25 protein-coding genes are annotated in these 24,881 nt (G+C 68.5%); 19 read left to right on the top strand and 6 right to left on the bottom strand.

All coding sequences use genetic code 11. The features are described from left to right. Positions 1 to 113: 113 nt before the first annotated feature. From ACO2SS_RS08705 to ACO2SS_RS08645, 13 genes are all read left to right on the top strand, one after another. Positions 114 to 1,604 carry a class I adenylate-forming enzyme family protein gene (locus tag ACO2SS_RS08705; protein WP_423277228.1) on the top strand — a complete coding sequence of 497 codons (1,491 nt, stop codon included), beginning with the start codon at positions 114 to 116 and terminating at the stop codon, positions 1,602 to 1,604. Next, a complete protein-coding gene (locus tag ACO2SS_RS08700) occupies positions 1,604 to 2,692 on the top strand; it encodes an NAD/NADP octopine/nopaline dehydrogenase family protein (protein ID WP_423277227.1) in 1,089 nt (362 codons plus the stop codon). Before ACO2SS_RS08705 ends, ACO2SS_RS08700 begins: the two co-directional genes overlap by 1 nt. Before the next feature lie 54 nt (positions 2,693 to 2,746). After that, positions 2,747 to 3,139 carry a toxin-antitoxin system TumE family protein gene (locus ACO2SS_RS08695; RefSeq protein WP_423277226.1) on the top strand — a complete coding sequence of 131 codons (393 nt, stop codon included), beginning with the start codon at positions 2,747 to 2,749 and terminating at the stop codon, positions 3,137 to 3,139. Then, positions 3,136 to 3,519 carry a helix-turn-helix domain-containing protein gene (locus ACO2SS_RS08690; RefSeq protein WP_423277225.1) on the top strand — a complete coding sequence of 128 codons (384 nt, stop codon included), beginning with the start codon at positions 3,136 to 3,138 and terminating at the stop codon, positions 3,517 to 3,519. The genes ACO2SS_RS08695 and ACO2SS_RS08690 overlap by 4 nt, the downstream gene beginning before the upstream one ends. Before the next feature lie 40 nt (positions 3,520 to 3,559). Continuing rightward, positions 3,560 to 4,606 (top strand): 3-hydroxybutyryl-CoA dehydrogenase, encoded by a 1,047-nt coding sequence (locus ACO2SS_RS08685; protein ID WP_423277224.1) that lies wholly within the window; start codon positions 3,560 to 3,562, stop codon positions 4,604 to 4,606. Between the two features lie 47 nt (positions 4,607 to 4,653). Next, positions 4,654 to 5,310, top strand: coding sequence for a L,D-transpeptidase (locus ACO2SS_RS08680; RefSeq protein WP_423277223.1), 657 nt, complete (start codon positions 4,654 to 4,656; stop codon positions 5,308 to 5,310). 215 nt (positions 5,311 to 5,525) lie between these two features. Continuing rightward, complete coding sequence (dnaK, locus tag ACO2SS_RS08675) at positions 5,526 to 7,445, top strand: molecular chaperone DnaK (protein ID WP_423277222.1); 1,920 nt, start codon at positions 5,526 to 5,528, stop codon at positions 7,443 to 7,445. 127 nt (positions 7,446 to 7,572) lie between these two features. Continuing rightward, positions 7,573 to 8,715 (top strand): molecular chaperone DnaJ, encoded by a 1,143-nt coding sequence (dnaJ, locus tag ACO2SS_RS08670; RefSeq protein ID WP_423277221.1) that lies wholly within the window; start codon positions 7,573 to 7,575, stop codon positions 8,713 to 8,715. A 49-nt stretch (positions 8,716 to 8,764) separates the two neighbouring features. Further along, positions 8,765 to 9,379, top strand: coding sequence for a class I SAM-dependent methyltransferase (locus tag ACO2SS_RS08665; RefSeq protein WP_423277220.1), 615 nt, complete (start codon positions 8,765 to 8,767; stop codon positions 9,377 to 9,379). Positions 9,380 to 9,605: 226 nt separating this feature from the next. Then, positions 9,606 to 9,914, top strand: coding sequence for a DUF1330 domain-containing protein (locus tag ACO2SS_RS08660; RefSeq protein WP_423277219.1), 309 nt, complete (start codon positions 9,606 to 9,608; stop codon positions 9,912 to 9,914). A gap of 18 nt (positions 9,915 to 9,932) precedes the next feature. After that, positions 9,933 to 10,739 (top strand): 4-hydroxy-tetrahydrodipicolinate reductase, encoded by an 807-nt coding sequence (gene dapB, locus ACO2SS_RS08655; RefSeq protein ID WP_423277218.1) that lies wholly within the window; start codon positions 9,933 to 9,935, stop codon positions 10,737 to 10,739. A gap of 20 nt (positions 10,740 to 10,759) precedes the next feature. Continuing rightward, on the top strand, positions 10,760 to 11,395 hold the full coding sequence (locus tag ACO2SS_RS08650; protein WP_423277489.1) for an alpha-ketoglutarate-dependent dioxygenase AlkB family protein: 636 nt from the start codon (positions 10,760 to 10,762) through the stop codon (positions 11,393 to 11,395). Positions 11,396 to 11,472: 77 nt separating this feature from the next. Continuing rightward, positions 11,473 to 12,408: a hypothetical protein gene (locus ACO2SS_RS08645; RefSeq protein WP_423277217.1), complete on the top strand. Its 936-nt coding sequence runs from the start codon at positions 11,473 to 11,475 to the stop codon at positions 12,406 to 12,408. Here the strand turns inward: ACO2SS_RS08645 and grpE are convergent, their stop codons facing one another. After that, positions 12,409 to 13,032 carry a nucleotide exchange factor GrpE gene (grpE, locus tag ACO2SS_RS08640; protein ID WP_423277216.1) on the bottom strand — a complete coding sequence of 208 codons (624 nt, stop codon included), beginning with the start codon at positions 13,030 to 13,032 and terminating at the stop codon, positions 12,409 to 12,411. It lies immediately after the preceding gene. A gap of 75 nt (positions 13,033 to 13,107) precedes the next feature. Continuing rightward, on the bottom strand, positions 13,108 to 15,807 hold the full coding sequence (locus ACO2SS_RS08635; RefSeq protein WP_423277215.1) for a [protein-PII] uridylyltransferase: 2,700 nt from the start codon (positions 15,805 to 15,807) through the stop codon (positions 13,108 to 13,110). A 153-nt stretch (positions 15,808 to 15,960) separates the two neighbouring features. Between ACO2SS_RS08635 and ACO2SS_RS08630 the strand changes: the two genes are divergently transcribed. From ACO2SS_RS08630 to ACO2SS_RS08605, 6 genes are all read left to right on the top strand, one after another. After that, complete coding sequence (locus ACO2SS_RS08630) at positions 15,961 to 16,929, top strand: aliphatic sulfonate ABC transporter substrate-binding protein (protein WP_423277214.1); 969 nt, start codon at positions 15,961 to 15,963, stop codon at positions 16,927 to 16,929. After that, entirely contained in the window at positions 16,926 to 17,786 is an 861-nt protein-coding gene (locus ACO2SS_RS08625) for an ABC transporter permease (protein WP_423277213.1), read from the top strand. The genes ACO2SS_RS08630 and ACO2SS_RS08625 overlap by 4 nt, the downstream gene beginning before the upstream one ends. Beyond that, on the top strand, positions 17,786 to 18,568 hold the full coding sequence (locus tag ACO2SS_RS08620; RefSeq protein ID WP_423277212.1) for an ABC transporter ATP-binding protein: 783 nt from the start codon (positions 17,786 to 17,788) through the stop codon (positions 18,566 to 18,568). The genes ACO2SS_RS08625 and ACO2SS_RS08620 overlap by 1 nt, the downstream gene beginning before the upstream one ends. Positions 18,569 to 18,578: 10 nt before the next feature. Beyond that, positions 18,579 to 19,088 (top strand): OsmC family protein, encoded by a 510-nt coding sequence (locus tag ACO2SS_RS08615; RefSeq protein ID WP_423277211.1) that lies wholly within the window; start codon positions 18,579 to 18,581, stop codon positions 19,086 to 19,088. 160 nt (positions 19,089 to 19,248) lie between these two features. Continuing rightward, entirely contained in the window at positions 19,249 to 20,175 is a 927-nt protein-coding gene (locus tag ACO2SS_RS08610; protein WP_423277210.1) for a lipid kinase, read from the top strand. 5 nt (positions 20,176 to 20,180) lie between these two features. After that, complete coding sequence (locus ACO2SS_RS08605; RefSeq protein ID WP_423277209.1) at positions 20,181 to 20,963, top strand: TerC family protein; 783 nt, start codon at positions 20,181 to 20,183, stop codon at positions 20,961 to 20,963. Here the strand turns inward: ACO2SS_RS08605 and ACO2SS_RS08600 are convergent. The 4 genes from ACO2SS_RS08600 to ugpA all read right to left on the bottom strand — a co-directional run bounded on the left by ACO2SS_RS08600 (position 20,919) and on the right by ugpA (position 24,873). Beyond that, positions 20,919 to 21,995 carry an ABC transporter ATP-binding protein gene (locus tag ACO2SS_RS08600; RefSeq protein WP_423277208.1) on the bottom strand — a complete coding sequence of 359 codons (1,077 nt, stop codon included), beginning with the start codon at positions 21,993 to 21,995 and terminating at the stop codon, positions 20,919 to 20,921. The two genes, ACO2SS_RS08605 and ACO2SS_RS08600, sit on opposite strands and share 45 nt — an antisense overlap. 30 nt (positions 21,996 to 22,025) lie before the next feature. After that, positions 22,026 to 23,030 carry a hypothetical protein gene (locus ACO2SS_RS08595; RefSeq protein ID WP_423277207.1) on the bottom strand — a complete coding sequence of 335 codons (1,005 nt, stop codon included), beginning with the start codon at positions 23,028 to 23,030 and terminating at the stop codon, positions 22,026 to 22,028. 110 nt (positions 23,031 to 23,140) lie between these two features. Beyond that, positions 23,141 to 23,992, bottom strand: coding sequence for a sn-glycerol-3-phosphate ABC transporter permease UgpE (gene ugpE / locus ACO2SS_RS08590; protein WP_423277206.1), 852 nt, complete (start codon positions 23,990 to 23,992; stop codon positions 23,141 to 23,143). Continuing rightward, complete coding sequence (ugpA, locus tag ACO2SS_RS08585; RefSeq protein WP_423277205.1) at positions 23,992 to 24,873, bottom strand: sn-glycerol-3-phosphate ABC transporter permease UgpA; 882 nt, start codon at positions 24,871 to 24,873, stop codon at positions 23,992 to 23,994. The genes ugpE and ugpA overlap by 1 nt, the downstream gene beginning before the upstream one ends. Between the last annotated feature and the right edge of the window lie 8 nt (positions 24,874 to 24,881).

Raw genomic sequence — 24,881 nt, 5'->3', positions numbered from 1 at the left:
CAGGCGCGAAGCGCCGCCCGGGTGAGGGGCCTTGCGCGCTGCCCGTCATCCGGTCGCGGACAACCGCGGCTCGACTTCTTCCCGCGGTCGCGGGGAGAAGGGGGAGGGGAACCGTGAACCTCGCGGACGTCATCGCCCGCAATGCCGCCTTCGCGCCCGGGAAGGTCGCGCTCCGGTTCGAGGGCGAGACGATCGCCTACCGCGCGCTGAGCGGCCGCATCGAGCGCGCCGCGGCGGCGCTGGCTGCGGCGTTCGGAATAGGGAAGGGGGACCGGGTCGCGGTCCTCGCGCTGAACCACCCGGATACGCTCGTCCTCCTCTATGCCTGCGCGCGACTCGGGGCGATGCTGGTGCCGCTGAACTGGCGGCTCGCCCGGCCGGAACTCGCCTATATCCTCGGGGATGCCGATCCGGCGCTGCTGGTCGCCGATGCGCATTTCGCCGGCGAGGCGGCGGAGCTCGCCGAAGCGCGCCCGAACCTGCCCGTGCTGTCCGTGGGGGATGGACCCGGGAGCCTCGGCGAGCTGATCGCTCCTTTCGAGGGCGAGAGCGCGCGCGAGGGGAAGCTCACGGATCCGCTGCTCGTCGTCTACACGTCCGGCACGACCGGACGTCCCAAGGGCGCCGTGCTGGCGCAGGAGGCGCTCGTCTGGAACGGCGTCATGAGCCAGCACATGCACGGCCTCACGTCGGACGACCATGTCCTCACCGTCCTGCCGTTCTTCCATGTCGGCGGGCTGAACATCCAGACGACACCGGCGCTGCATCACGGCGCCACGGTCACGATCCACTCGCGTTTCGCGCCGGACACGACGCTCGCCGCCATCGCGGACGACCGGCCGACCCTGACGGTCCTTGTCCCGGCGACGCTCGGCGCGCTGCTGGCGGATCCGGGCTTCGCCTCCGCGGACCTCTCCAGCCTCCGCGCGATCACGACCGGCTCGACCTATGTGCCGCAGGGGCTGATCGATCCGTTCGAGCGGCGGGGCGTCCCCGTGCTCCAGGTCTATGGCGCGACCGAGACCTGTCCGATCTCGATCTACACGCGTCTCGGCGGCCCGCGTCCGGAGGGCTCGACAGGGTGGCCCGGGCCGTTCTGCGAGGCGAGGATCGTGGATGATTCCGGCCGCGACCTGCCGGACGGGGCCTCGGGCGAAATCATGGTGCGGGGGCCGCAGATCCTCTCCGCCTATTGGCGCAACGCGGCGGCGACGCGGGAGAGCATCGTCGATGGCTGGTTCCGAACGGGCGACATCGCCACCCGGGACGAAACGGGCGCCTACTACGTCCATGACCGCAAGAAGAACGTCGTGATCTCCGGCGGCGAGAACATCTATCCGGCCGAGATCGAGCGCGTCCTGCTGGAGCACGAGGCGGTCGCCGAATGCGCCGTGGTCGGCCGGCCCGATCCGCGCTGGGGCGAGGTGCCTGTCGCGCATGTCGTGGTCCGGGCGGGGGTCGCCTGCACGGCGGAAAGCCTGTCGGCCCACGTCCTGTCCCAGCTCGCCCGGTTCAAGGCGCCCAAGGATTTCGTCTTTGTCGAGGCGCTGCCGAAAAGCGCGCTCGGCAAGGTGCAGCACCACCTGGTGCGGGAGAGAGCTTGATGCGGATTGCGGTACTCGGCGGCGGCAACGGATCCTTCGCCGCTGCGGGTGATTTCGCGCTGGCCGGCCATGACGTCCGCCTTTGGCGCCGCGATGAGGAGGCGATCCGGGACCTCGTCCGGAACGGCTCGACCCTGACGGTCAAGGACCACGCCGGCCGGCATGAAGCGAGGCTCGCGCTCGCGACGACCGACATCGCTGCCGCGGTGGACGGCGCCGACCTGATCCTGTGCCCGGCGCCGGCCTTCGCCCAGCCCGATATCGCCGCCGCGCTCGCGCCGCATCTCAGGCCGGGGCAGGTGGTGTTCCTGCCGCCGGCGACCTTCGGGTCGATGATCTTCGCCGAGGCTGCCCGGCAGGCGGGCACGGCCGAGGGCGTCGCCTTCGCGGAGACGGGAACCTTGCCCTGGCTCGCCCGCAAGCACGGGCCGCGCGAGGTCGCGATCACCGTGCGGGCCAAGCACCTGCCGGTCGGGACCTTCCCGGCGAGCGCCTCCGGACGGGCGATCGAGGTGATCGCCAGGGCCTTTCCGGACGTCATCACGTCGTGCGGCGATGCGCTTTCGGGCGCCCTGATGAATGCCGGGCCGATCATCCATCCGCCGCTCATCGTGATGAATGCCGGCCCGATCGAGCATTTCGAGCGCTGGGACATCCACAAGGAAGGCACGCAGCCCGCGATCCGGCGCGTCACCGACCAGCTCGACGCCGAGCGGATGCGCGTACGCGAGGCGCTGGGCTACGGCGCGCCGCATTTCCCGCTTGCCGACCACTATGCCCGCGAGGGCACCGAGTGGATGTACGGTCGCGGCTCCCACGATCGCTTGACCGATTCCGGCGACTGGCGCGAGACGCTGGTCCTCACCCAGCACCGCTACATGCGGGAGGACCTGCTTCTCGGGCTGTCCTTCCTGATCTCCGTGGCCGAGCTGGCCGGCGTCGAGACGCCGCTCGCCCGCGCCTTCCTGGCGATCGGAAGGGCGATCTGTGCCGATGCCGGCGAGGTCAGGAGCCGCACCCTCGCCGATCTCGGGTTCGGAGGGCTCGGCAGGAGTGAGCTTCAGCGGCTGCTGAAGGAGGGCTTCTGACGAAGACCATACCGAGCCGCGCTCCCGCTATCATATCATCACAGGATAGGGTACGTGGACCATACGCTGGAATACCTGCTCGGCTTCGATGGCCGCATTCATTGGCTGGAGCAGGGATACTGGCTGAAGTTCGAGATCGCCCGCACGATCCCGAGTCGGGAGAGACCTCATGGGCTGCGGTACTCCTTCACGCTCCACAAGCCTTCGGGTGAGCGCATCCTCGGCTTCGACAACGCTCATGCCGTGCCGAAACGGGCTGGAATGAAGGCGAGGCCGGTCAGCCACGATCATTGGCATCGGACGGAAGCCGATGAAGGTCGGCCATACGAGTTCGAGGACGCAGACCGGCTGCTGGCTGACTTCTTCTCGGAAGTTCGGCGTGTGCTCGGTGAGCATGGGATTGGAGACACGGTGGTCGGCGTGACGGTGCAGGGGAGGCGACGGTGACTGAACATCGAGTCATGAGCCTGAGCGAGCTCGAGGCCCAGATGCGGGCGGTCGCGCGAGGCGAGCGGCCGGCCCCGTCGGGCGCCAACGCCGCGAGCTTCAATTCGCTCGAGGCCCTTGCCCGCATTCTCACGCCGGAGAACAGGGTCCTGATGCGCGTGATCCGCGACGAGAGACCGCAATCGATCGCCGAGTTGGCCAGAAGGGTGGACCGCGCCGAATCGAACCTGAGCCGCACTCTCGAGAAGCTCGCCGGCGCCGGTCTGCTCGTCCTGAAGCGCGTCGATAATCGACGCGTGCCCGAAGTGGTCGTGCGGGAACTCCAGGTGACGATTGATCCATTCGGCGAGCAGGATCGGATCGAGATGGCCTCGGCGTGAAGGTCGTTCATCGTCCCGATCCGGCCATGGCAGCTACCCCATGACCCGCCCCCTCATCGCCTGCCTCGGCGCGGGCCGGATGGGCCGCGGGATCGCGGTCGCCTTCGCCTATGCGGGCCACGAGGTCCGTCTCGTCGACGTGAAGGAGCGCGACGGGGCCGGTTTCCGAGACCTCCAGAGCGCGGCCTTGGCGGAGGTGCGCGCGACCTTTGCGAGCCTCGCCGGCCTCGGGCTGTTCGACCCCTCCGCGGTCGACCAGCTCTCCTCGCGGATCGGCGTCGTTCCCGCGTCCGGGCGCCGGGCGGCTTTGTCCGAGGCCTCGATCATCTTCGAAGGGGTGCCGGAGATCCTCGAACACAAGCGCGAGGTCCTGGCCGACGCCTCGGCCCTCGCGCAGCCCGACGCCATCATCGCCTCGACCACCTCGACCATCATGGTCGACGACATGGCCGGCGCGGTCGCCGGACCCGAGCGCTTCCTCAACGCCCATTGGCTGAACCCGGCCTACCTCGTGCCCCTCGTCGAGGTATCGCCGGGCGGGAAGACCGATCCGGCCGTCACGGAGCGGCTGAAGGCGCTGCTCGAGGGCATCGGCAAGGTGCCGGTCGTCTGCAAGTCGAGCCCGGGCTTCATCGTGCCGCGCATCCAGGCGCTCGCCATGAACGAGGCGGCCCGGATGGTGGAGGAGGGGGTCGCCTCGGCCGAGGAGATCGACAAGGCGATCCGGGTGGGGTTCGGCTTCCGCTTCGCCGTGCTGGGCCTCCTGGAATTCATCGATTGGGGCGGGGGCGACATCCTCTTCCACGCCAGCCGCTACCTGGAGGGCGCGCTCGGCAACGAGCGGTATCGCGCACCCGAGGTAATCCATCGGAACATGGAGGAAGGCCGGATCGGCCTGCGCACGGGGCAGGGCTTCCTGGATTACGCCGGTCTCGACGTCGTGGCCTATCGGAACGAGCGGCTGGCAGCGTTCATCGGCCTTTCGAGGCACCTCGGCCTGTCGAGGGCGCCTGAGCTCGACCCGAACTCGCCCTCATGTTGCGATGGCGAAGGCTCACCTGTGGCCCGGAAGGCACAACGAACATAGGTCCCCTAGGGTAGGTCAGGCGATCCGATTCTGATCCATCGTAGATCATGACCTCCCGACGCGCCTTCTTCGGCCTGCTGGCCGGCCTGCCTCTCGCCGCCTGCCAGTCGACCCAGATGGCGGCCGTGCCGCCTCAGCAGGCGGCGGATTCCGATTACGACCGCTGGTACATCGGTACGGTCAAGGACGAGCCGCACGACTACTACCTGGTCGACCGCCGCCTCATGAAGCCGGAACTCGCCCGGCAGGTCGTGCCCTACAAGGGCGACCAGCGGGCCGGGACCATCATCGTCGATATCGACGAGCGTTTTCTCTACCTCGTCCAGGATGACGGGACGGCGGTCCGGTATGGCGTCGGTGTCGGCCGCCAGGGCTTCTCGTGGCGAGGGGTCGCCCGCGTCGGCCGCAAGGGCAAGTGGCCGACCTGGAACCCGACTACCACGATGGTCAGCCTGAAGATCGCATCCTCCGGGACGCGCGACGCGGGCATCGACAATCCGCTCGGGGCCCGGGCGCTCTACCTCTACCAGGGCAACCGCGACACGCTGTTCCGCATCCACGGCACCAACGAGCCCTGGTCCATCGGCGAGCAGGTCTCCTCGGGCTGCGTCCGCATGCTCAACGAGGACATCGTGGATCTTTATGAGCGGGTCCCGGTGGGCGCCACCGTCCTCGTCAGGCGAAATGGCCGCTGGCGCGTGTGAGCCATGCGGCCCATGTGGCCGAAAAGTGTCACGTGACCCACAAGTTGTCTTGAAGGCCTAAGCGCCGGGCCTATATCGGATGTCACGGGAGGGCAGCGCCGGTCCGGCCGAAAGCCTGCTGTCGCACCTTTCCGACTTCACGCAAGAACAGAGCCATGGACCGGGCTGCCTCGCGAGGGGCCCGGTGGTCTGCTTAAGGAACGAGGGATCCCCCCATGGGTAAAGTGATCGGTATCGATCTCGGCACCACGAACTCCTGCGTCGCAGTGATGGAGGGTTCGCAGCCGAAGGTCATTGAGAATGCGGAAGGCGCGCGGACGACCCCGTCCATCGTGGCCTTCACGGATGACGGCGAGCGGCTCGTCGGCCAGCCTGCCAAGCGACAGGCGGTCACGAACCCCGACCGGACCTTTTTCGCCATCAAGCGCCTGATCGGGCGCACCTTCGACGACCCGATGACCAAGAAGGACATCGGCCTTGTCCCGTACAAGATCGTGCGCGGCGACAACGGCGATGCCTGGGTCGAGGCGGATGGCAAGAAGTACTCGCCATCGCAGATTTCCGCCTTCACGCTGCAGAAGATGAAGGAGACGGCAGAGTCGTATCTCGGCCAGCCCGTCACGCAGGCCGTCATCACGGTTCCGGCCTACTTCAACGACGCGCAGCGCCAGGCCACCAAGGACGCCGGCAAGATCGCCGGTCTCGAAGTCCTGCGCATCATCAACGAGCCCACGGCGGCGGCGCTCGCCTACGGTCTCGACAAGAAGTCCTCCGGCACGATCGCGGTCTATGACCTCGGCGGCGGCACCTTCGACGTGTCGATCCTCGAGATCGGCGACGGCGTGTTCGAGGTGAAGTCGACGAACGGCGACACGTTCCTGGGCGGCGAGGACTTCGACAACCGCGTCGTCGAGTACCTGGCGGCGGAGTTCAAGCGCGAGCAGGGCATCGACCTGACGAAGGACAAGCTCGCCCTGCAGCGCCTGAAGGAAGCTGCCGAGAAGGCGAAGATCGAGCTGTCGTCGGCCGCTCAGACCGAGATCAACCTGCCGTACATCACGGCGGACGCGACCGGTCCGAAGCACCTCGCGCTCAAGCTGTCGCGCGCCAAGTTCGAGAGCCTCGTCGACGACCTGATCCAGAAGACGATCGAGCCCTGCCGCAAGGCGCTGAAGGACGCGGGCCTGACGGCTGGCGACATCGCCGAGGTGGTGCTCGTCGGCGGCATGACCCGCATGCCGAAGGTCCAGGAGGTCGTGAAGCAGTTCTTCGGGAAGGAGCCCCACAAGGGCGTCAACCCGGACGAGGTCGTCGCAATCGGCGCCGCCATCCAGGCCGGCGTTCTCCAGGGCGACGTGAAGGACGTGCTCCTGCTCGACGTGACCCCGCTGTCGCTCGGCATCGAGACGCTCGGCGGCGTGTTCACCCGGCTGATCGAGCGGAACACGACCATCCCGACCAAGAAGTCCCAGACCTTCTCGACCGCCGAGGACAACCAGAACGCGGTGACGATCCGGGTCTTCCAGGGCGAGCGCGAGATGGCGGCGGACAACAAGCTGCTCGGCCAGTTCGACCTGATGGGGATCCCGCCGGCGCCGCGCGGCATGCCGCAGATCGAGGTCACGTTCGACATCGACGCCAACGGCATCGTCAACGTCTCGGCTAAGGACAAGGCGACCGGCAAGGAGCAGCAGATCCGCATCCAGGCGTCTGGTGGCCTGTCGGAAGCCGACATCGAGAAGATGGTCAAGGAAGCCGAGGCGAACGCTGCCGAGGACAAGAAGCGGCGTGAGCTTGTCGAGGCCCGCAACCAGGGCGAGGCCATGATCCACGCGACCGAGAAGTCGGTCGCCGAGCATGGCGACAAGGTCGAGGCTGCGGACAAGTCTTCGATCGAATCGGCCATCGAGGCGCTTCGCACCGCCTTGACGGGCGACGATGTCGAGGCGATCAAGGGCCGGACCAACGACCTGATGCAGGCTTCGATGAAGCTCGGCGAGGCGATGTACAAGGCTTCGCAGGGCGAGGCGGGTGCCGAGCCCGGCGGCGAGGCCGGGGCCGGTGCCTCTAAGAAGGACGATGTCGTTGACGCCGACTTCCAGGATGTCGACGACGACAAGAAGAAGCGGGCGTAATCGCCGTTTCGGAACTGCTGCCGTGGCCGGGCTTGCCCCGGCCATCTTGCTGAGGATCGGGGCGGCAGAGCGTGAATGGCCGGGCCAAGCCCGGCCATGACGTGTTTGGGGGTCTAAGCGGCGACCAATGTCAAAGCGCGACTATTACGAGGTGCTCGGCGTCTCCCGCACCGTGGCGGAGGGCGAGCTCAAGACGGCTTTCCGCAAGCTCGCCATGAAGTATCACCCCGACCGCAATCCGGGGGACGGCGAGGCCGAGGTCAAGTTCAAGGAAATCAACGAGGCCTACCAGGTCCTCTCCGACGGGCAGAAGCGGGCCGCCTACGACCGGTTCGGCCATGCCGCCTTCCAGGGCGGGGGAGGGCCGGGTGGTCCCGGCTTCGGCGCCGATTTCGGCGACGTCATGTCGGACATCTTCGACACCTTCTTCGGCGGCGCGCGGGCCGGACGGGGCGGCGGGCCGGGCCGCGAGCGCGGCACCGACATGCGCTACAACCTCGAGGTTACGCTCGAGGAGGCCTATGCCGGCAAGACGGCGTCGATCACCATCCCGACCTCCGTGTCCTGCGAGGTCTGCTCCGGCACGGGTGCCAAGGCGGGCTCGAAGCCGCGCGCCTGCCCGACCTGCGGCGGCGCGGGCCGGGTGCGCGCAGCGCAGGGGTTCTTCTCCATCGAGCGCACCTGCCCGAACTGCCACGGCCGCGGGGAGGTCATCGACGATCCCTGCCCGAATTGCAGCGGGGCGGGCCGCGTCACGCGCGAGCGGACGCTGACCGTCAACGTCCCGGCCGGCGTCGAGGACGGCACGCGCATCCGCCTCGCGGGCGAGGGCGAGGCCGGCGTCAGGGGCGGCCCGGCGGGCGACCTGTACATCTTCGTGTCGATCAAGCCGCATCCGTTCTACCAGCGGGACGGGGCGGACCTGTTCTGCCAGGTGCCGATCTCCCTCGTGACCGCCGCGCTCGGCGGCGAGTTCACCGTCCCGACCCTCGACGGGCTGGATGCCCGCGTGAAGGTGCCGGAAGGGACGCAGTCCGGTCGCCAGTTCAGGCTCCGCGGCAAGGGCATGACGGTGCTCAGGTCGCGCGATATCGGCGACCTCTACATCCAGGTCGCCGTCGAGACGCCGCAGAACCTCACCCGCCGCCAGCGCGAGCTCCTTCTCGAGTTCGAGCGCGAATCGTCGGGCGACACGCACCCTGAAAGCAGTGGATTTTTCGCTCGGGTGCGTGATTTCTTCGACGGTATCGGTGGATCAAGTCGCGCATAATCGCATTGTGTAGCTGCCCAGCTTCGGCCGGGTCGCGGGGGACGAGTCGTTGCTTCAACTTTCCCGGAAACCGGCGCCGCGGAAGCGTCTCTTCGGCCGTGACAGGTTCGAGGACGAGGCCCGATTCCTCCGCTCCTGGATCGAGCGCCCGCTTCTGACCGGCGCCGTCGCCCCGTCGAGCAAGTATCTGGCGCAGGCCATGGCGTCCTACATCGACCCCCGTGCGCAAGGGCCGGTGGTGGAACTCGGGCCAGGCACCGGCCCCGTGACGGATGCGCTCGTTCGCTGCGGCATCGAGCAGGAGCGCCTCGTCCTCGTCGAGTTCAATCCCGAATTCGCCCAGCTGCTGAAGCGGCGTTTCCCGCGGGCCGCCATCGTCTGCGGCGACGCCTACGACGTGAAGGAGACGCTCGCCGGCGTGGTGAGCGAGCCCTGTTCGGGCTTCATCTCCAGCCTGCCGCTCTTCACCAAGCCCGTGCAGCAGCGCATGCAGCTCGTCTCCGCCGCGCACGAATTGTCCCGCCCGGGCGCGCCCTTCGTCCAGTTCACCTATGCCGTGGTGCCGCCGATCCCGGCGCGATCCCCGAACTATGTCGTGACCGCCTCGGAGCGGATCTGGCGCAACATGCCGCCCGCGCGCGTCTGGGTCTACCGCGGCCGCTGATCACCAGAGCAGCACGATCAGGTCGATGGGGGCGCGGGGGCTGCCACCCGCTCTCCGCGAGTTCGACCGGGGCATCGCGACCGGGAGCAACCCGGAGCCGTGCTTGCCGACGCGGCGAGAGGGCCCGCTATGCGGGCCGGCGTTGTTGCCGTGATGAGAGCCTCTCGCTAGTCAACAAACCAGTCAACTCGGGAAGCCCAGGCAAGGAGCCTGGCGGGGAGGGCGGATGCCGAAGGCCTATTGGGTAGCGCGTGTCGATGTGCACGACGCGGAGAGCTACAAGGATTACGCCGCCTCGAACGGTGTCGCCTTCGCGAAGTTCGGCGGCCGTTTCCTGGTGCGGGCGGGCAAGTTCGAGAACCCGGTCGGCACGAGCCGCGCCCGGAACGTGGTGATCGAGTTCCCGTCCCACGAGGCGGCGCTCGCCTGCTGGCAGTCACCCGAATACCAGGCCGCCAAGGCGAAGCAGAAGGGCGGCGCCGAGATGGACGTGATCATCATCGAGGGCTACGACGGGCCGCAGCCCGGGGCCTGAACGGACAGGATGGACGAGATGCGGCTGGTCGTTGTGGGCGCTGCAGGCCGGATGGGTCGGATGCTCGTCCGGGCGATCGAGGAGGAGCCGGGGTGCCGGCTCGCTGCGGCGGTCGAGCAGCCGGGCTCCCTCGCCCTCGGGGAGGATGCCGGCCTGCTCGCCGGCATCGGGCGCCTCTCCGTTCCCATCACGGATGACCCCGCGGCCGCCTTCCGCGAGGCGGATGGCGTCCTGGATTTCACCGCCCCGGCGGCGACCCGCCGCTTCGCGGAGACCGCTGCCGCTGCGGGTCTCGTGCACGTCGTGGGAACGACCGGTCTATCCGAGGACGACCTCCGGGCTCTGCGAGGCGCCGCGGGCCGCGCCCGCATCGTGCAGTCCGGCAACATGTCGCTCGGCGTGAACCTTCTGGCGGGGCTGGTCCGCAAGGTCGCCGCCACCCTCGGGACCGACTGGGACGTCGAGGTGCTGGAGATGCACCACCGCATGAAGGTGGATGCGCCTTCGGGCACCGCATTGCTTCTCGGCGAGGCCGCCGCGGAGGGGCGGGCAGTCGCGCTCTCCGAACGCTCGGTGCGGGTCCGCGACGGTCATACCGGGGCCCGCGTGCCGGGCGATATCGGGTTCGCCACCCTGCGCGGCGGCACGGTCGTGGGCGAGCACAGCGTCATCTTCGCTGGGGCAGGCGAGCGGATCGAACTCACGCACCGGGCGGAGGACCGCGCCATCTTCGCCCGCGGGGCCGTCAAGGCGGCCCTCTGGGCGCGCGGGAAGCCGCCGGGCTTCTACACGATGGCCGACGTGCTCGGCCTGTCGGATCTTTGAGCGAGACCGCGCAGGACGGCATGCCCGCCAGCGCGAAGGCGCCGGCCCTGCAACTCGGGCCGGGCCTGACCTATGTTCCGGATTATCTCGATCGCGCAGCCCAGGAGACGCTCCTGGCGGAGATCGACGCGATCATCCGGCAGGCGCCGCTCTTCACGCCGCGCGTGCCCCGCACGGGAAAGCCGTTCACGGTCCGGATGACGAATTGCGGCGATCTGGGCTGGGTCTCGGACACCGACGGGTATCGATACCAGCCGACCCACCCCGAGACGGGGGAGCTGTGGCCGCCGATGCCGCCGACCCTGCTGGCGGCATGGCGCGATCTGGCCGGTTTTCCGCAGCCGGCCCAGGCCTGCCTGATCAACTTCTACGGGCCGCAGGCCCGCATGGGCCTCCACCAGGACCGGGACGAGCGCGAGTTCGACGCCCCGGTCGTATCGCTGTCCCTCGGCGCGACGGCGGTCTTCCGCATCGGCGGAGGCGACCGGCGGGACAGGACGCGGTCGATCCAGCTCCGCTCCGGCGACGCCTTCGTGTTCGGCGGGCCGGCGCGCCTCGTCTTCCACGGGATCGACCGCATCGTCCCGGGCACGTCGAGCCTGGTCGAGGGCGGCGGGCGTATAAACCTCACGTTGCGGCGGGTCGACCCTCTTTGACATCGGGGCCGCAGGAGGCCACGTTTCCGCCTGCTTTCGGCGCTCCTTCAAACACCCTCTCAGTTTAGCGAGCGAAGATGCTTCGTCTCACGACAACCATAGTGGCCGCTCTCGCCGCCGGGGTGGCGTTCGCGGCGGAACCAGTCTTCCCGCCCGGCTCGCGAATCGGCCTGGTCCCACCCAAGGCCATGAAGCCGACCCGCGGCGTCTCCGGTTTCCACGATCCCGTCACCGGCGCCGCCATCATGGCGATCGAGATGCCGGCGGAAGCCTTCCCCAGCATCGAGGCCAGCCTCGGGGAAGAGGCCCTGAAGAAGCAGGGTTTCGCCGCCAAGTCGCGCGACAAACTTAAGGTCGGAAAGGCCGACGCCACGCTCGTCTCCGGGGAGCAGACCGAGAACGGCCGCACCGTGCCGAAATCCATGCTCCTCATCGGCGATCCGAGCCTCACGGCCCTGGTGATCGCGCAACTGCCGCCCGGGGCCGCGCAGCCGGCCCAGGACGACGTCAAGGCGGCGTTGAAGACGGTCGCGCTCCGTCCCCCGCTGACGGTGGATCAGCAGGTGGCGGCGCTTCCCTTCAAGGTTTCGGATCAGGCGGGCTTCAGGCCCGTCCGGGCGATGGGCGGCAGCGCGATCCTCATGACGGACGGCCCCAAGGACGTCGTGCAGGAGGCCGAGCAGCCGATCATGATTGTCGCCCAGTCCTTTGCGCCGGCGCCCAACACGCCCGAGCAGCGCGACGTTTTCGCGCGCCAGGCGCTCCAGGCGAGCGGGATGCTGAAGGAGACGGTGTACGAGCGTGCCCAGAGCTTCCGCCTTGGCGGGGCCGACTGGCACGAGATCGTCGCCAAGGCGAAGGACGGGCTGTCGGAACAGCCCGTCGTGGTGATGCAGACGATCCGGTTCGCGCCCGACGGCTACCTTCGCATGCTCGGCATCGCGCGGGCGGACAAGCGCGACGATGTCATGCCGCGCTTCCGCCGGATCGTGGACGGGGTCGCGTCGAAGTAGTCAGGCCCCGTTCGAGGCGGGGCCTTCGGTCCCCTCGGCCGGCACCGGCTGGGCCGAGGCCTTCGGGCCGCCCTTCGAGACGCCGACGAGGGCGGGGCGCAGCACGCGGTCGCCGATGGCGTAGCCGGTCTGGATCACCTGCGTGACCGTGCCTGCCGGAAGCTCCTCGTTCGGCACCTCGAACATGGCCTGATGCATGTTCGGGTCGAACTTCTGCCCCTGCGGCTCGACCTTCTTCACGCCATGGCGCTCGAGCGTCTTGAGGAGGTCGCGCTCCGTCAGCTCGATTCCCTCGACAAGAGCCTTCGTGGCGCCATCGGCCGCACCGGCCGGAACGTTGTCCAGCGCGCGGCGGATGTTGTCCGCAACTGTCAGCATGTCGCGGGCGAAGTTCGTGACGCCGTAGGTGCGGGCGTCCTGGATCTCCCGCTCGGTGCGCCGGCGCAGGTTCTCCATCTCCGCCAGCGTCCGAAGGAGCCGCTCCTTGAGGTCGGTCTTCTCGGCCTCGAGCTCCGCGATCCGATCGGGCGTCTGAAGCGCCTGTTCGGGCGCCGCCTCGGCACCGCTCGCCTGCCCGTTGGGTTCCGTTGCGCCGCCGCCCGGCGTGGTGTCGTTCGTCATCATTCCGGTATCCGTCGAGTTGTCCGTGATATCAGCGTTTCAGCGTGCAAGATCAAGGAGTTCCACCCATATCTTCCTTCACTGATTCTGCTCCAGGACGCTCATCAGCCCACGCCGGATCGAAGCTTGCCGGGTGGGATGGCTCACCTTCGTACCGGTGAGGTCCGTCACGTAGAAGACGTCGGCCGCCCGCTCTCCGAAGGTCGCGACGTGGGCGGAGGCGATGTTGAGGTTCAGCTTCCCGAGCGCAGTCGTCAGGTCGTAGAGGAGGCCCGGCCGGTCAAGACCCGATACCTCGACGACGGTGTGCCGGGACGAGAGCTCGTTGTCGATATTGACCTCGGGATTGACGTGGAAGGCCTTCGGCAAGGGCTTGCCGGGACGGCGGTTCCGCACGAGGTCGGCGATCTTCACCTCGCTACGCAGGGCCTTCTCGATCGAGGCCGCGATGCGCTCCGCGCGCCGGATCTCGTCCTCGTCGCGGTCGAAGGCCCGGGACAGGAAGATGGTGTCGAGCGCCATCCCGTCCGCCGACGTGAAGATCTGCGCATCGACGATGTTGCCCCCGGCAACCGCGCAGGCGCCGGTGACGATCGCGAGGAGGCGAGGGTGGTCGGGCGACAGGACGGTGAGTTCCGTCACGCCCTTGAACTCGTCCGTCTCGACGGCGGTGGCGACCGTCTTGCCGGCCCGCTCGGCCTCCCGCACGAACCCCGCATGCTTGAGCTGCCGCTCCGGCGGCGTCTTCATCCAATAGGCGGGGTAGAACCGTCCCGCATAGGCGTCGAACTCGGCATCGCTCCAGTCGGAGAGCTCCTGCCGGAGCTGGGCCTGGATCGTGCGGGCGCGGGCCGGCCGCACGCGCTCCGAATGTCCGCCGCTGAGGTAGAGCTCGGTCTCGTAATAGAGCGTGCGCAGGAGCTCGCCCTTCCAGCCGGTCCAGACCCCGGGCCCGACCGCCTTGATGTCCGCGATGGTCAGCACGAGCAGGAGCTTCAGCCGCTCCATCGTCTGCACGATTGCGCCGAAGGCCTCCACGGTCTTCGGATCGGAAAGGTCACGGCCCTGCGCCGTGAAGGACATGAGCAGATGGTGCTCGACCAGCCAGGCGACGGTGTCCGTCTCGGCCGGATCGAGGCCCAGCCGCGGCCCGAGCTTGCGGGCGATCGCCGCCCCGGCAATCGAGTGGTCCTCGCGCCGGCCCTTGGCGATGTCGTGCAGGAACAACGCGAGGAACAGCGCGCGCCTGTTGCGGACCGAATGGACGATGGTGTTGGCGAGCGGGTGCTCGTTTTCCGCCCGGCCCGAATAGATCTCGGACAGGACCCCGATCGACCGGATCAGATGCTCGTCCACCGTGTAGTGGTGGTACATGTTGAACTGCATCATCGCCACGATGCGGGCGAAGTCCGGGATGAAGCGACCGAGCACGCCGGTCTCGTTCATGCGCCGGAGCACGACTTCGGGAGCGTTCTGCGAGGTCAGGATCTCCAGGAACAGGCGGTTCGCCTTCGGGTCGTGACGCAGCCGGGGACCGATCAGCCGGATCGACCGGGAGGCGAGGCGGGTCGCATCGGGGTGGATCGGCAGGTTGTGGCGATCGGCGAGCCAGAACATGCGGATCAGGTTCACGGGATCCCGCTCGAAGGCATCGAGGCCCTTCACGTTGATCCGGTCGTTCTCGACGACGAAGTCGCCCGGCTCGAGCGGGCCGCGCCGCCGCTTGAAGCTGCGCAGCATCCTGTCGAGCACGGGCCTGTTCTTCGCGTGTCGCGCCTCGAGGCCGGCGCAGACGATCGCCGTGAGGTCGCCCACCTCTTTCGCGATCCGGAAATAGGCCTTCATGAAGCGCTCGACGGCCTGCTCGGCGCCGCGATCCTTGAAGCCCATGCGGGTGGAGACGACTCGCTGGTTGTCGAAGGTCAGGCGCTCCTCAGCCCGCCCGGTCGCGAAATGAAGGTGGCAGCGGACGCGCCACAGGAAGGCCTCGCAGCGCTTGAAGAGCCGCGCCTCCTCCGGCGTGAACAGGCCGAGGCTCACGAGGTCGTCCGGGTTGGCAGTCCCGTAGACGTAGCGGGCGATCCAGGAGAGCGTGTTGAGGTCGCGCAGGCCGCCCTTGCCGTCCTTCACGTTCGGCTCGACGAGGTAGCGGGATTCGCCCGCGCGCCTGACCCGCGTATCCCGCTCCTTCAGCTTGGCGTCCACGAAGGCCGCGGCCGATCCCTTCACGACATCCTTGGCGAAGCGGGCCTGGAGCTGCTTGAACAGGCGCTCGTCGCCGAACAGGAACCGCGCTTCGAGCAGGGCCGTGCGGGTGGTCATGTCCGCCCGGGCCTCGCGGACGCACTCGTCCACCGTGCGGGTCGCATGGCCGACCTTCAGCTTCAGATCCCAAAGCGCGTAGAGCATCGTCTCGAGGACGCCCTGGTCGGCGCCCGCCCCACCGGCCGGCAGGAGAAACAGGAGGTCGACGTCCGAGCCCGGGGCCATCGTGGCGCGCCCGTAGCCGCCGGTCGCGACCACGGCCATCCCGCCCTGCTTGGGCGAGGCGCCTGTTTCCGCCGAGATCGCCGCGTAGGCCGAGCGGAGCAGCCGATCCATCCCGTCCGACAGCGAGCGTGCGCAGGCGAGCCCGTCGCGATCCCTGATGAGGCGCCGTTCCGCAGCCGCCTGGTCCGCCTCGAGTTGCGCTCGCAGTTCCGGGACGAGGCGCTCGCGAAGGTTGTTCGGACTCACGGCCCGGGTTTCGGGCCGGGCAGGGGCGACTTGGGCTGACATCTTGGCTCGCGGGTGACGCAGCGATGCTCTACCACCGCAAGGCTGAGCGAGCCATTGCGGTTCCGTCATGGTCGTTTGACAAAACGAACGAACACACCCTACAAAACGAACGATGCCGCGCAGCTGACGCGGCCATGTGGGGAGTGCCAAGCCGTGATTGCCAACCGACGGAGCCTCTTTTCCCTCCTCGGCCTAGCGCTGCTCGCATCCGGCTCCGCCATGGCGGCCCCGGCTCCGCGCGAGATCCGGATCGACTGGGCTACCTACAACCCCGTCAGCCTCGTTCTCAAGGACAAACGATTCCTCGAAGAGGATCTCTCGAAGGATGGCATCGGCGTGCGCTGGGTCCAGACGCTCGGCTCCAACAAGGCGCTCGAGTTCCTGAATGCCGGCTCCATCGACTTCGGCTCGACGGCCGGCGCCGCGGCCCTGATCGGCCGGATCAACGGCAACCCGATCAAGTCGATCTACGTCTATTCGCGCCCGGAATGGACGGCGCTGGTGACCCGCAAGGATTCCGGCGTCACGAAGGTCGAGGACCTGAAGGGCAAGCGCGTGGCCGTCACGCGCGGCACCGACCCGCATATCTTCCTCGTCCGGACCCTCGCGGCCGCGAAGCTCACCGAGCGCGACGTCCGGCTCGTGCTGCTCCAGCATCCGGACGGACGCACCGCGCTCGAGCGGGGCGACGTCGATGCCTGGGCCGGGCTCGACCCGATCATGGCGGCATCCGAGATCGAGAGCGGCGCGGTGCTCTTCCATCGCGACAAGGCCGCCAATACCTGGGGCATCCTCAACGTCCGCGAGGAATTCGCCAAGGACCACCCCGAACTCGTGAACCGGGTGCTCGCGGCCTACGAGAAGGCCCGCAAGTGGTCGCTCGAGAACCCGGCTGAGCTGCGCCGCATCCTCGGCCAGGCGACGGGCCTCTCCGCACCGATCATCGAGCGCCAGCTCGAGCGGACGGAACTCACCCATTCGGCGATCGGCGAGCACCAGCGCGAGACGATCCTGCAGGCCGGGCTCGCCCTGAAGGACGCCGGCGTGCTCCCGGCCGACACCAACGTCGCCCAGGCGGTCGACGCCCTCGTCGACCGGCGCTTCGCCCCGGCATCGCCGTGAGCGAGGCCGCGCTCGCCGCAACTCCCGTCGAGGCGGAAAGCCGGCCGGACGCGCGGGGGAAGCCCGTTCCCCGCGCAGCCGCCGGTCCCGCCCTGGGGACGCGCGTCGCCCTTGGACTTCTGCTCCCGGTCGGGCTCGCGCTCGGCTGGGAGCTCGCCGTTCGGTCGGGGCTTGCGCAGGGCAGGCTCGTGCCGCCGCCGAGCCGCATCCTCGACACCTTCACGGCGCTCGCCGAGACGGGCGAGCTGTGGCTGCATCTCTGGGCGACGCTCTGGCGGGTCGGGGTCGGCTTCGCGCTCGGGGCGGGGGCCGGGATCCTGTTCGGTGCGCTGTCGGGCATCAGCGAGGCCAGCCGGCGCCTGCTCGACCCGACCCTGCAGGCCCTGCGCGCCATTCCGTCCATCGCCTGGGTGCCGCTCTTCATCCTGTGGCTCGGCATCTTCGAGGCCTCGAAGGTCGCCCTCATCGCGGTCGGCGTGTTCTTTCCCGTCTATCTGGGCGTCGCCGGCGCGATCATGTCGGTCGACCGCAAGCTCGTGGAGGTCGGACGCGTCTTCCGGCTCACGCGGGTCCAGCAGGTGAGGCGCATCCTGCTTCCCGCGATCCTGCCGGAAACCATCATCGCGCTGCGCTCCGGACTCGGGCTCGGCTTCATGTTCGTGGTCGCGGCGGAGTTCATGGGAGCGTCGGAAGGGCTGGGCTACCTGCTCGTCGACGGCCAGCAGATGGGCAAGCCGGACCGGATCCTCGCCGCCATCATCGCCTTCGCGATCCTCGGCAAGATCGCCGACGCCGTGCTGGTCGCCGCGACCCGGCCGCTGCTCGGCTGGCAAGACGTCTCGCGCGGGCGGCTCTGATGCTCGAGCTCGACCGCCTCACCAAGACCTATGCCGACGGCACCAAGGCGCTGTCGGACGTGACCCTCACGATCCGCCCCTCGGAGATCGTGGCCCTGATCGGGGGCTCCGGTTGCGGCAAGACGACCGCGCTCCGGCTGATCGCCGGCCTCGACCGCCCGAGCGCCGGCGCCGTCCGGTTCGGCGGCGACACCGTCACCGATCCGCACCCGGCCATCGGCATCGTGTTCCAGGAGCCCCGCCTCCTGCCCTGGTACAACGTCGCGGAGAATGTCGGCTTCGGCATCATGGACCGGCCGGCCGGCGAGCGGCGCGAGATCGTGGAGCACGCGCTCGAACGGGTCGGCCTCGCCGACCACGCCCGCCGCTGGCCGAAGGAGCTGTCCGGCGGGCAGCAGCAGCGCGTCTCGATCGCGCGCTCCTTCGTGACCCGGCCCAAGGTGCTGCTCCTGGACGAGCCCTTCTCCGCCCTCGACGCCTTCACGCGGGCGAGCCTGCACGAGCACCTCTTCCTGCTCTGGCAGGAGAGCCGGCCGACGGTCGTCCTCGTGACGCACGACGTCTCCGAGGCCGTGACCCTCGCGGACCGGGTCGTGGTGATGCGGCCGAAGCCCGGACGCGTGGACGACGTGCTGGATCTCGGGCTCGCCCGGCCGCGCGACCGGATCTCCGCGGCCGTCGAGGTCGCGACCCGGCGGGTTCTCTCGGCGCTCGACCGCTCGCTCAAACCCGTGCAGAACGCGCCGACCGGCGGACCGGCCGGCAACGCATTGTGGTGGTAGGGAGACTGAGATGGACGCGGCTGCATTGAGGGCCATGCAGGCTCCCCTGAAGGAGCGCTATCGCGGGGAGCCGGATGCCGCGACGATCACCCTGAAGGCGGAAGGCACGCTCGACGAGAGCAAGATCGCCTGCAAGGTCGAGACGGGCCGGGCGCTCGCGGTCGCGGGCCTGCACCCGGCGACGGGCGGCTCGGGCGCGGAGCTCTGCTCCGGCGACATGCTGCTGGAGGCGCTGGTCGCCTGCGCGGGCGTAACCCTGAAGGCGGTGGCGACCGCGCTCGGCATCGAGCTCCGGAGCGGCAAAGTGAAGGCCGAGGGCGATCTCGACTTCCGGGGGACGCTCGGCGTCGACAAGGGCGCGCCGGTCGGGTTCAGGACGATCCGCCTCGCCTTCGAGGTCGACACGGATGCGCCGCAGGACCAGATCGACACGCTGCTGAAGCTCACCGAGCGCTATTGCGTGGTGTTCCAGACCATCAACCAGCGCCCGCAACTCGACGTGGAGTTGCGCCGGGCTTGATCCCGCAACCGGGGAACTTGCAAGCCGGGCCCGGCATTTCCAGCTGAGCTCCCGCTCCTGCGGGGTCCTTGTCGGTCCCTGCGGGACGATGTGGATCACGCAAGGCTCTCTCGCCGGACAGAAGCGGGTGACGGGGGCTGCGTCAGGTCGGAGCAGCCCCGTGGAAGTGTTGGACGAGGAAAGCGCGAGCCCCGGCCGGGTCACGACCCGGCGCGCGCTGCTGTTGTTGAATCGCAAGGCCCGCAATGGCGGGCTCGACATCGCGGACGCCCTCCAGGTCCTGCGCGATGGGGGCATCGAGCTGGAGGAGCGGGGCTGCGACAGCGCCGCCTCGGTCGCCACCACGATCCGGGAGGGCGCCCGCGAATTCGATCTCGTGATCGTGGGCGGGGGCGACGGCACGCTGAACTGCGCGGCGCCCGGTCTGGTCGAGACGGGCCTGCCCCTCGGCGTTCTCCCGCTCGGCACCGCGAACGACCTCGCCCGGACGCTCGGCATCGGGCCCGATCCGGTCTCCGCCGCGCGGACGATCGTGGAGGGGCGGCTCAGGGCCATCGATCTCGGCGAGGTGAACGGCCGGCTCTTCTTCAACGTCGCCTCGATCGGCTTCTCGGCCGAGCTTGCGCGCGAACTGACCCGGGAGGCCAAGAAGCGCTGGGGCACCCTCGGCTATGCGCTCGCCGGCGCCCGCCTTCTCGCCAGGACGCGGCCCTTCACGGCCTTCATCGAGCACGACGGCGAGACGCTGAAGGTGAAGACCGTGCAGATCGCCGTCGGCAACGGCCGCCATTACGGCGGCGGCCTCACCATGGACCCGGATGCCCAGCCGGATGACGGCTGCTTCCACGTCTACAGCCTCGAGGTCGACCATTGGTGGCGGCTCGTCGCCCTGGCGCCCTACCTGAAGCGCGGCACCCACGGGAGCTGGCGCGACGTGCGGGCCTTCACGACCTCGGAGGTCACGATCCGGACGCGCCGCGCCCGGTCGGTGAACACCGACGGTGAGCTGACGACGGCGACGCCCGCCGTCTTCCGGGTTCGTCCCAAGGCCGTCCGCGTCTTCACGCCGGCAACACCGGGGGGGTGACCCCGTTGGACCAGGTCGTCCCGCTCCTCACCGATCCGACCGCCTGGGTGGCCCTGGCCACCCTGATCGTGATGGAGATCGTCCTCGGGATCGACAACCTCATCTTCCTGTCAATCCTGACGAACAAGCTTCCCGAGCGGCAGCGACGTCCCGCCCGCATGATCGGGCTCAGCCTCGCGCTCGCGATGCGGCTCGTGCTGCTTGCGGCCATCGCCTACATCGTCGCCCTGACCGCGCCCGTCTTCACGCTTGCGGGCCACGGCTTCTCCTGGCGCGACATGATCCTGATCGCGGGAGGATTGTTCCTGGTCTGGAAGGCGACGCGCGAGATCCACGAGAACGTGGATCCGGGCGACGCCGAGACGAGCGAGCGGGTCGTCTCGGGGTTCGGGGCAGCGATCGTGCAGATCGTCCTTCTCGACCTCGTGTTCTCGATCGACTCGATCATCACGGCTGTCGGCATGACGGAGCACCTGCCCATCATGATCGCCGCCGTCGTGGTCGCGGTGGCCGTCATGGCCGCAGCGTCCGGGCCGCTCGCCGCCTTCATCAAGCGCAATCCGACGATCGTGATGCTCGCGCTCGCCTTCCTCCTGATGATCGGCATGACGCTGATCGCGGATGGCTTCGGCATGCATGTGCCGAGAGGCTACATCTATACGGCGATGGCCTTCTCGGGCCTGGTCGAGGCGCTGAACGCCCTGTCGAGGAGGGCGCAGCGCCGGCGCAAGCGCGCCAGCGCGTCAGCCGGCCATGTGGAGGCGGCCGCCCTGCGTCGGGTCGAATAGGTGCACCTGGGCGGGGTCGATCGCGAGGCCGAGCGTGCCGGTCGAACGCGGCTCTCCCGCCGGTACCTGGACGGTCACGGCGCCGCCGGGCGAGCGGCCGTGGATCAGGCGCGTGGCGCCGAGCTCTTCGATGAACTCGACCTCCATGGTGAACTGCGCCTCGCCATCCGCGGCCAGCCGGAGATCTTCCGGCCGCATGCCGACATCGACCGCGGCGCCGGGCTGGGCCCCCTTTGCCGCCCTGCCGAGCTCGATCCGCCGGCCGCCGACCGTGACCGCGCCCTCGTTCTCGATACGGCCGGAGAGGAAGTTCATCGCCGGCGAGCCGAGGAACCCGGCCACGAACCGGGTCGCCGGCCTGCGATAGAGGTCGGTCGGCGTCCCGATCTGCTCCACCCGGCCCGCGTTCATGACGACCAGCTGGTCGGAGAGCGTCATGGCCTCGACCTGGTCGTGCGTGACGTAGACGGAGGTCACCCCGAGCGCTCGCTGCAGGCGCTTGATCTCGACCCGCATCTGCACGCGCAGCTTCGCATCGAGGTTCGAGAGCGGCTCGTCGAACAGGAACACCTGCGGCTTGCGGACGATCGCGCGGCCCATGGCGACGCGCTGGCGCTGCCCGCCCGAGAGAGCCTTCGGGCGCCGGTCCAGGAAGGGCTCGATCGCCAGGATCCGGGCGGCCTCCCGCACGCGGGTGTCGATCTCGGCCTTGGGCGTGCCGCGGTTCCGCAGGCCGTAGGCCATGTTGTCGTACACGCTCATATGCGGGTAGAGCGCGTAGTTCTGGAACACCATCGCGATGTCGCGGTCGGCCGGCTCGATGTCGTTCACGACGCGGTCGCCGATCCTCACCGTCCCGCCCGAGATCGTCTCCAGCCCGGCGATCATCCGCAGCAGGGTCGATTTTCCGCAGCCGGACGGGCCGACGAGCACGCAGAACGACCCGTCCTGCACCTCGAACGAGACGCCGCGCACGGCTTCGACACCGCCGTGATAGACCTTGCGGACGCCTTCGAGCGTTACCGAAGCCATGCTGTCAGGATCCTTCCGGGTTTCGGCGCATCAGAGCGGCGCTGCATAGTGGATGGTGCTGTAGCCGCCATAGACGCCGAGTTCGAGGCTGACGCCGCCGAGGTCGATGAAGTCGAAGCCCTTGCTCGACCCGTCCACGCCCAGGCAGGCGAGCAGGGTCTTGGCGAATTCGACCGTGTTGGCGCTCTTGCTGGCCTCGGCCAGCGCGCCTCGGACGCCGGGGGCGCCGAAGATCTTAGCTGCCGACTCGACGGCCTTCGCCCGCCCATCCCAGGTCTTGCTGACCTCCAGCAACTGGCCGACCGGGACCGCGCTCTTCATCGTCGAGAGCGCCTTGAAGGCGGGCGTGAGCGCCGTGGTGAGCTGCGCACCGCGCGTGCAGGCGCCAGCGAACTCGGCCCATTTCTTGCCGATGTTCACGTCGAGGCCGTAGTCGAACTTGGTGTAGTTCACCATCTCGGCGGCCGAACTGAACCCCGTCATGATGCCGATCGCGGCGCCCGCATTGGCACCGGCTCCCGCGGCCAGGAAGCCGCCATTGCCGACGACGAGGTGGAACCGGTTCACGGTCCCGATCTTCCAGACCACGCCCATGAAGAAGCGCGCTTTGGCGGCGACGACGGTCGCGCCCGCGTTCACGAAGAGTCCGAGCCAGACCTCGGACGTGTCGAGGCTCGGCGTCGATCGCCACAGGACGCTGTGGGGCCGCTGGAAATAGGCCGGCGCGCTCATCTGGTTGCGGGCGGCGACATCGCGGGCGGAGAGCATGTAGCCCTTGCGCCAAGCCTTGGTCTCGTTCGGGACGCCCGCGCTGTCGCTGTAGCCAAGCGAGATGCCGGTACTGGCTCCGTCGATCTCGGTCAGGATGGATTCCCACGCGCCGGTGTTCCCGATCGCCACGGGCCTGATGGCGCCGTTGGCGCGCTGGATCGCCCTGCGGTCCGCAGGCGGGTGCGGCTTCTGGAGCGACCAGCTCGGGCCGTCGGCGGTTGCGTATTGCAGCGCGGATCCGGTCCAGATCGTGACGTTCGGCAATTCAGCTCTCCGATCTAAAGATCTTGGCCGAAGCTTGGCCGAGCTGTTTACTGCCAGATTGAAGATCTGCTCACCAGTGTTCCTGCACACATCGCCGGCTCCGGCGATGCTCATTTCTCCGTTTCCACGAGGCCGCGGACGAAGAGCTTCTGCATCAGGATCACGACGAGAACCGGCGGAAGCATCGCGAGCACAGCGGTCGCCATCACGATCTGCCACTCGGTGAGGGCGTCGGAGGTGACGATCATCTTCTTGATGCCGATGACGATCGTCTGCATGTCGTCGCGCGTCGTGATTAGCAGCGGCCAGAGATACTGGTTCCAGCCATAGATGAAGAGGATCACGAACAGGGCCGCCATGTTCGTGCGCGACAGCGGCAGCAGCGTATCCTTGAAGAACCGGAACGGTCCGGCGCCGTCGATCTTGGAGGCTTCCACCAGCTCGTCCGGCACGGTCATGAAGAACTGCCGGAACAGGAGCGTGGCGGTCGCCGAGGCGATGAGCGGCAGGGTGAGGCCGGCCATGGAATCGAGAAGGCCGAGATCGGCGACGATCTTGTAGGTCGGGTAGATGCGCACCTCGACCGGGAGCATCAACGTGATGAAGATCGTCCAGAACGCCGCCATCCTGAGCGGGAAGCGGAAATAGACGACCGCATAGGCGGACAGGATCGAGATCGCGATCTTCCCGACCGCGATGATCATGGCCATCAGGAAGCTGTTGAGCAGCATCCCCGAGACGGGTTCCCGGGTCGTGCGGCTCGGGCCGATGACGAGGGTCCGGTAATAGGTCTCGGCTGCTTCGCTCCCGGGATAGAGCGGCATCTGGCCGTTCGCGATCACGGCGGATTCGTGGGTGGAGCCCACGACCGCGAGGTAGACCGGGAAGGCGACGACGGCGACGCCCGCCAGCAGGACGAGGTGGGGCAGGAAGGTGCCGAAGAACGTGCGGCGTTCGACCATCAGTAGGTGACCTTGCGCTCGACGAACCGGAACTGGATGGCGGTCAACCCGATCACGATGACCATCAGGATGACGGATTGTGCGGCAGAGCCGCCGAGGTCGCCGCCGAGCCGTCCGTCCGCATAGACCTTGTAGACGAGGGTTTCCGTCGCCTTGGCCGGGCCGCCGCCCGTCATGGCGTCGATCGTCCCGAAGGTCTCGAAGAACGCGTAGACGATGTTCACGACGACGAGGAAGAAGGTCGTCGGCGAGAGCAGCGGCAGGATGATGGTCCAGAAGCGCCGCCAGGGACGCGCCCCGTCGATGGCCGCGGCCTCGATGACGCTCTTCGGGATCGCCTGGAGCCCGGCCAGGAAGAACAGGAAGTTGTAGGAAATCTGCTTCCAGGACGAGGCGAGCACGACCTGGGTCATGGCCTGCCCGCCGTTGAGGCGCGGGTTCCAGTCGATGCCGATCCGGCGCAGCCCCTGCGCGATGATGCCGAGCGAGGGATCGAGCATGAAGATCCACAGCACGCCGGCCACCGCGGGTGCCACCGCGTAGGGCCAGATCAGCAGCGTCCGATAGCCGGTCGCTCCCTTGATCTCCCGGTCCGCCATGATGGCGAGCAGCAGCGCGACCGAGAGCGACATGACCGTGACGGCCGTCGAGAAGACCACCGTCGTCCAGAGCGTGCGGTAATAGCTCGGGTCGGTGAAGAGGTGGATGTAGTTCTCGAACCAGACGAATTCGGTCGAGAGGCCGAATGCGTCCTCGACCAGGAAGGACTGGCGGACCGCCTGGGCGGCCGGCCAGTAGAAGAAGATCAGGGTGATGGCGATCTGCGGCGCGAGAAGCGCGTAGGGCAGGGCGCGGTTGCCGAAGACGGCGCGCTTTTCCATTCTTTACG

This window comes from Enterovirga sp. CN4-39, from assembly GCF_049446235.1.
In the GTDB taxonomy this organism is placed as follows: domain Bacteria; phylum Pseudomonadota; class Alphaproteobacteria; order Rhizobiales; family Beijerinckiaceae; genus Enterovirga.
Note: the sequence above shows the minus strand (reverse complement) of the source record. Positions and strands in the feature narration are given on the sequence as shown.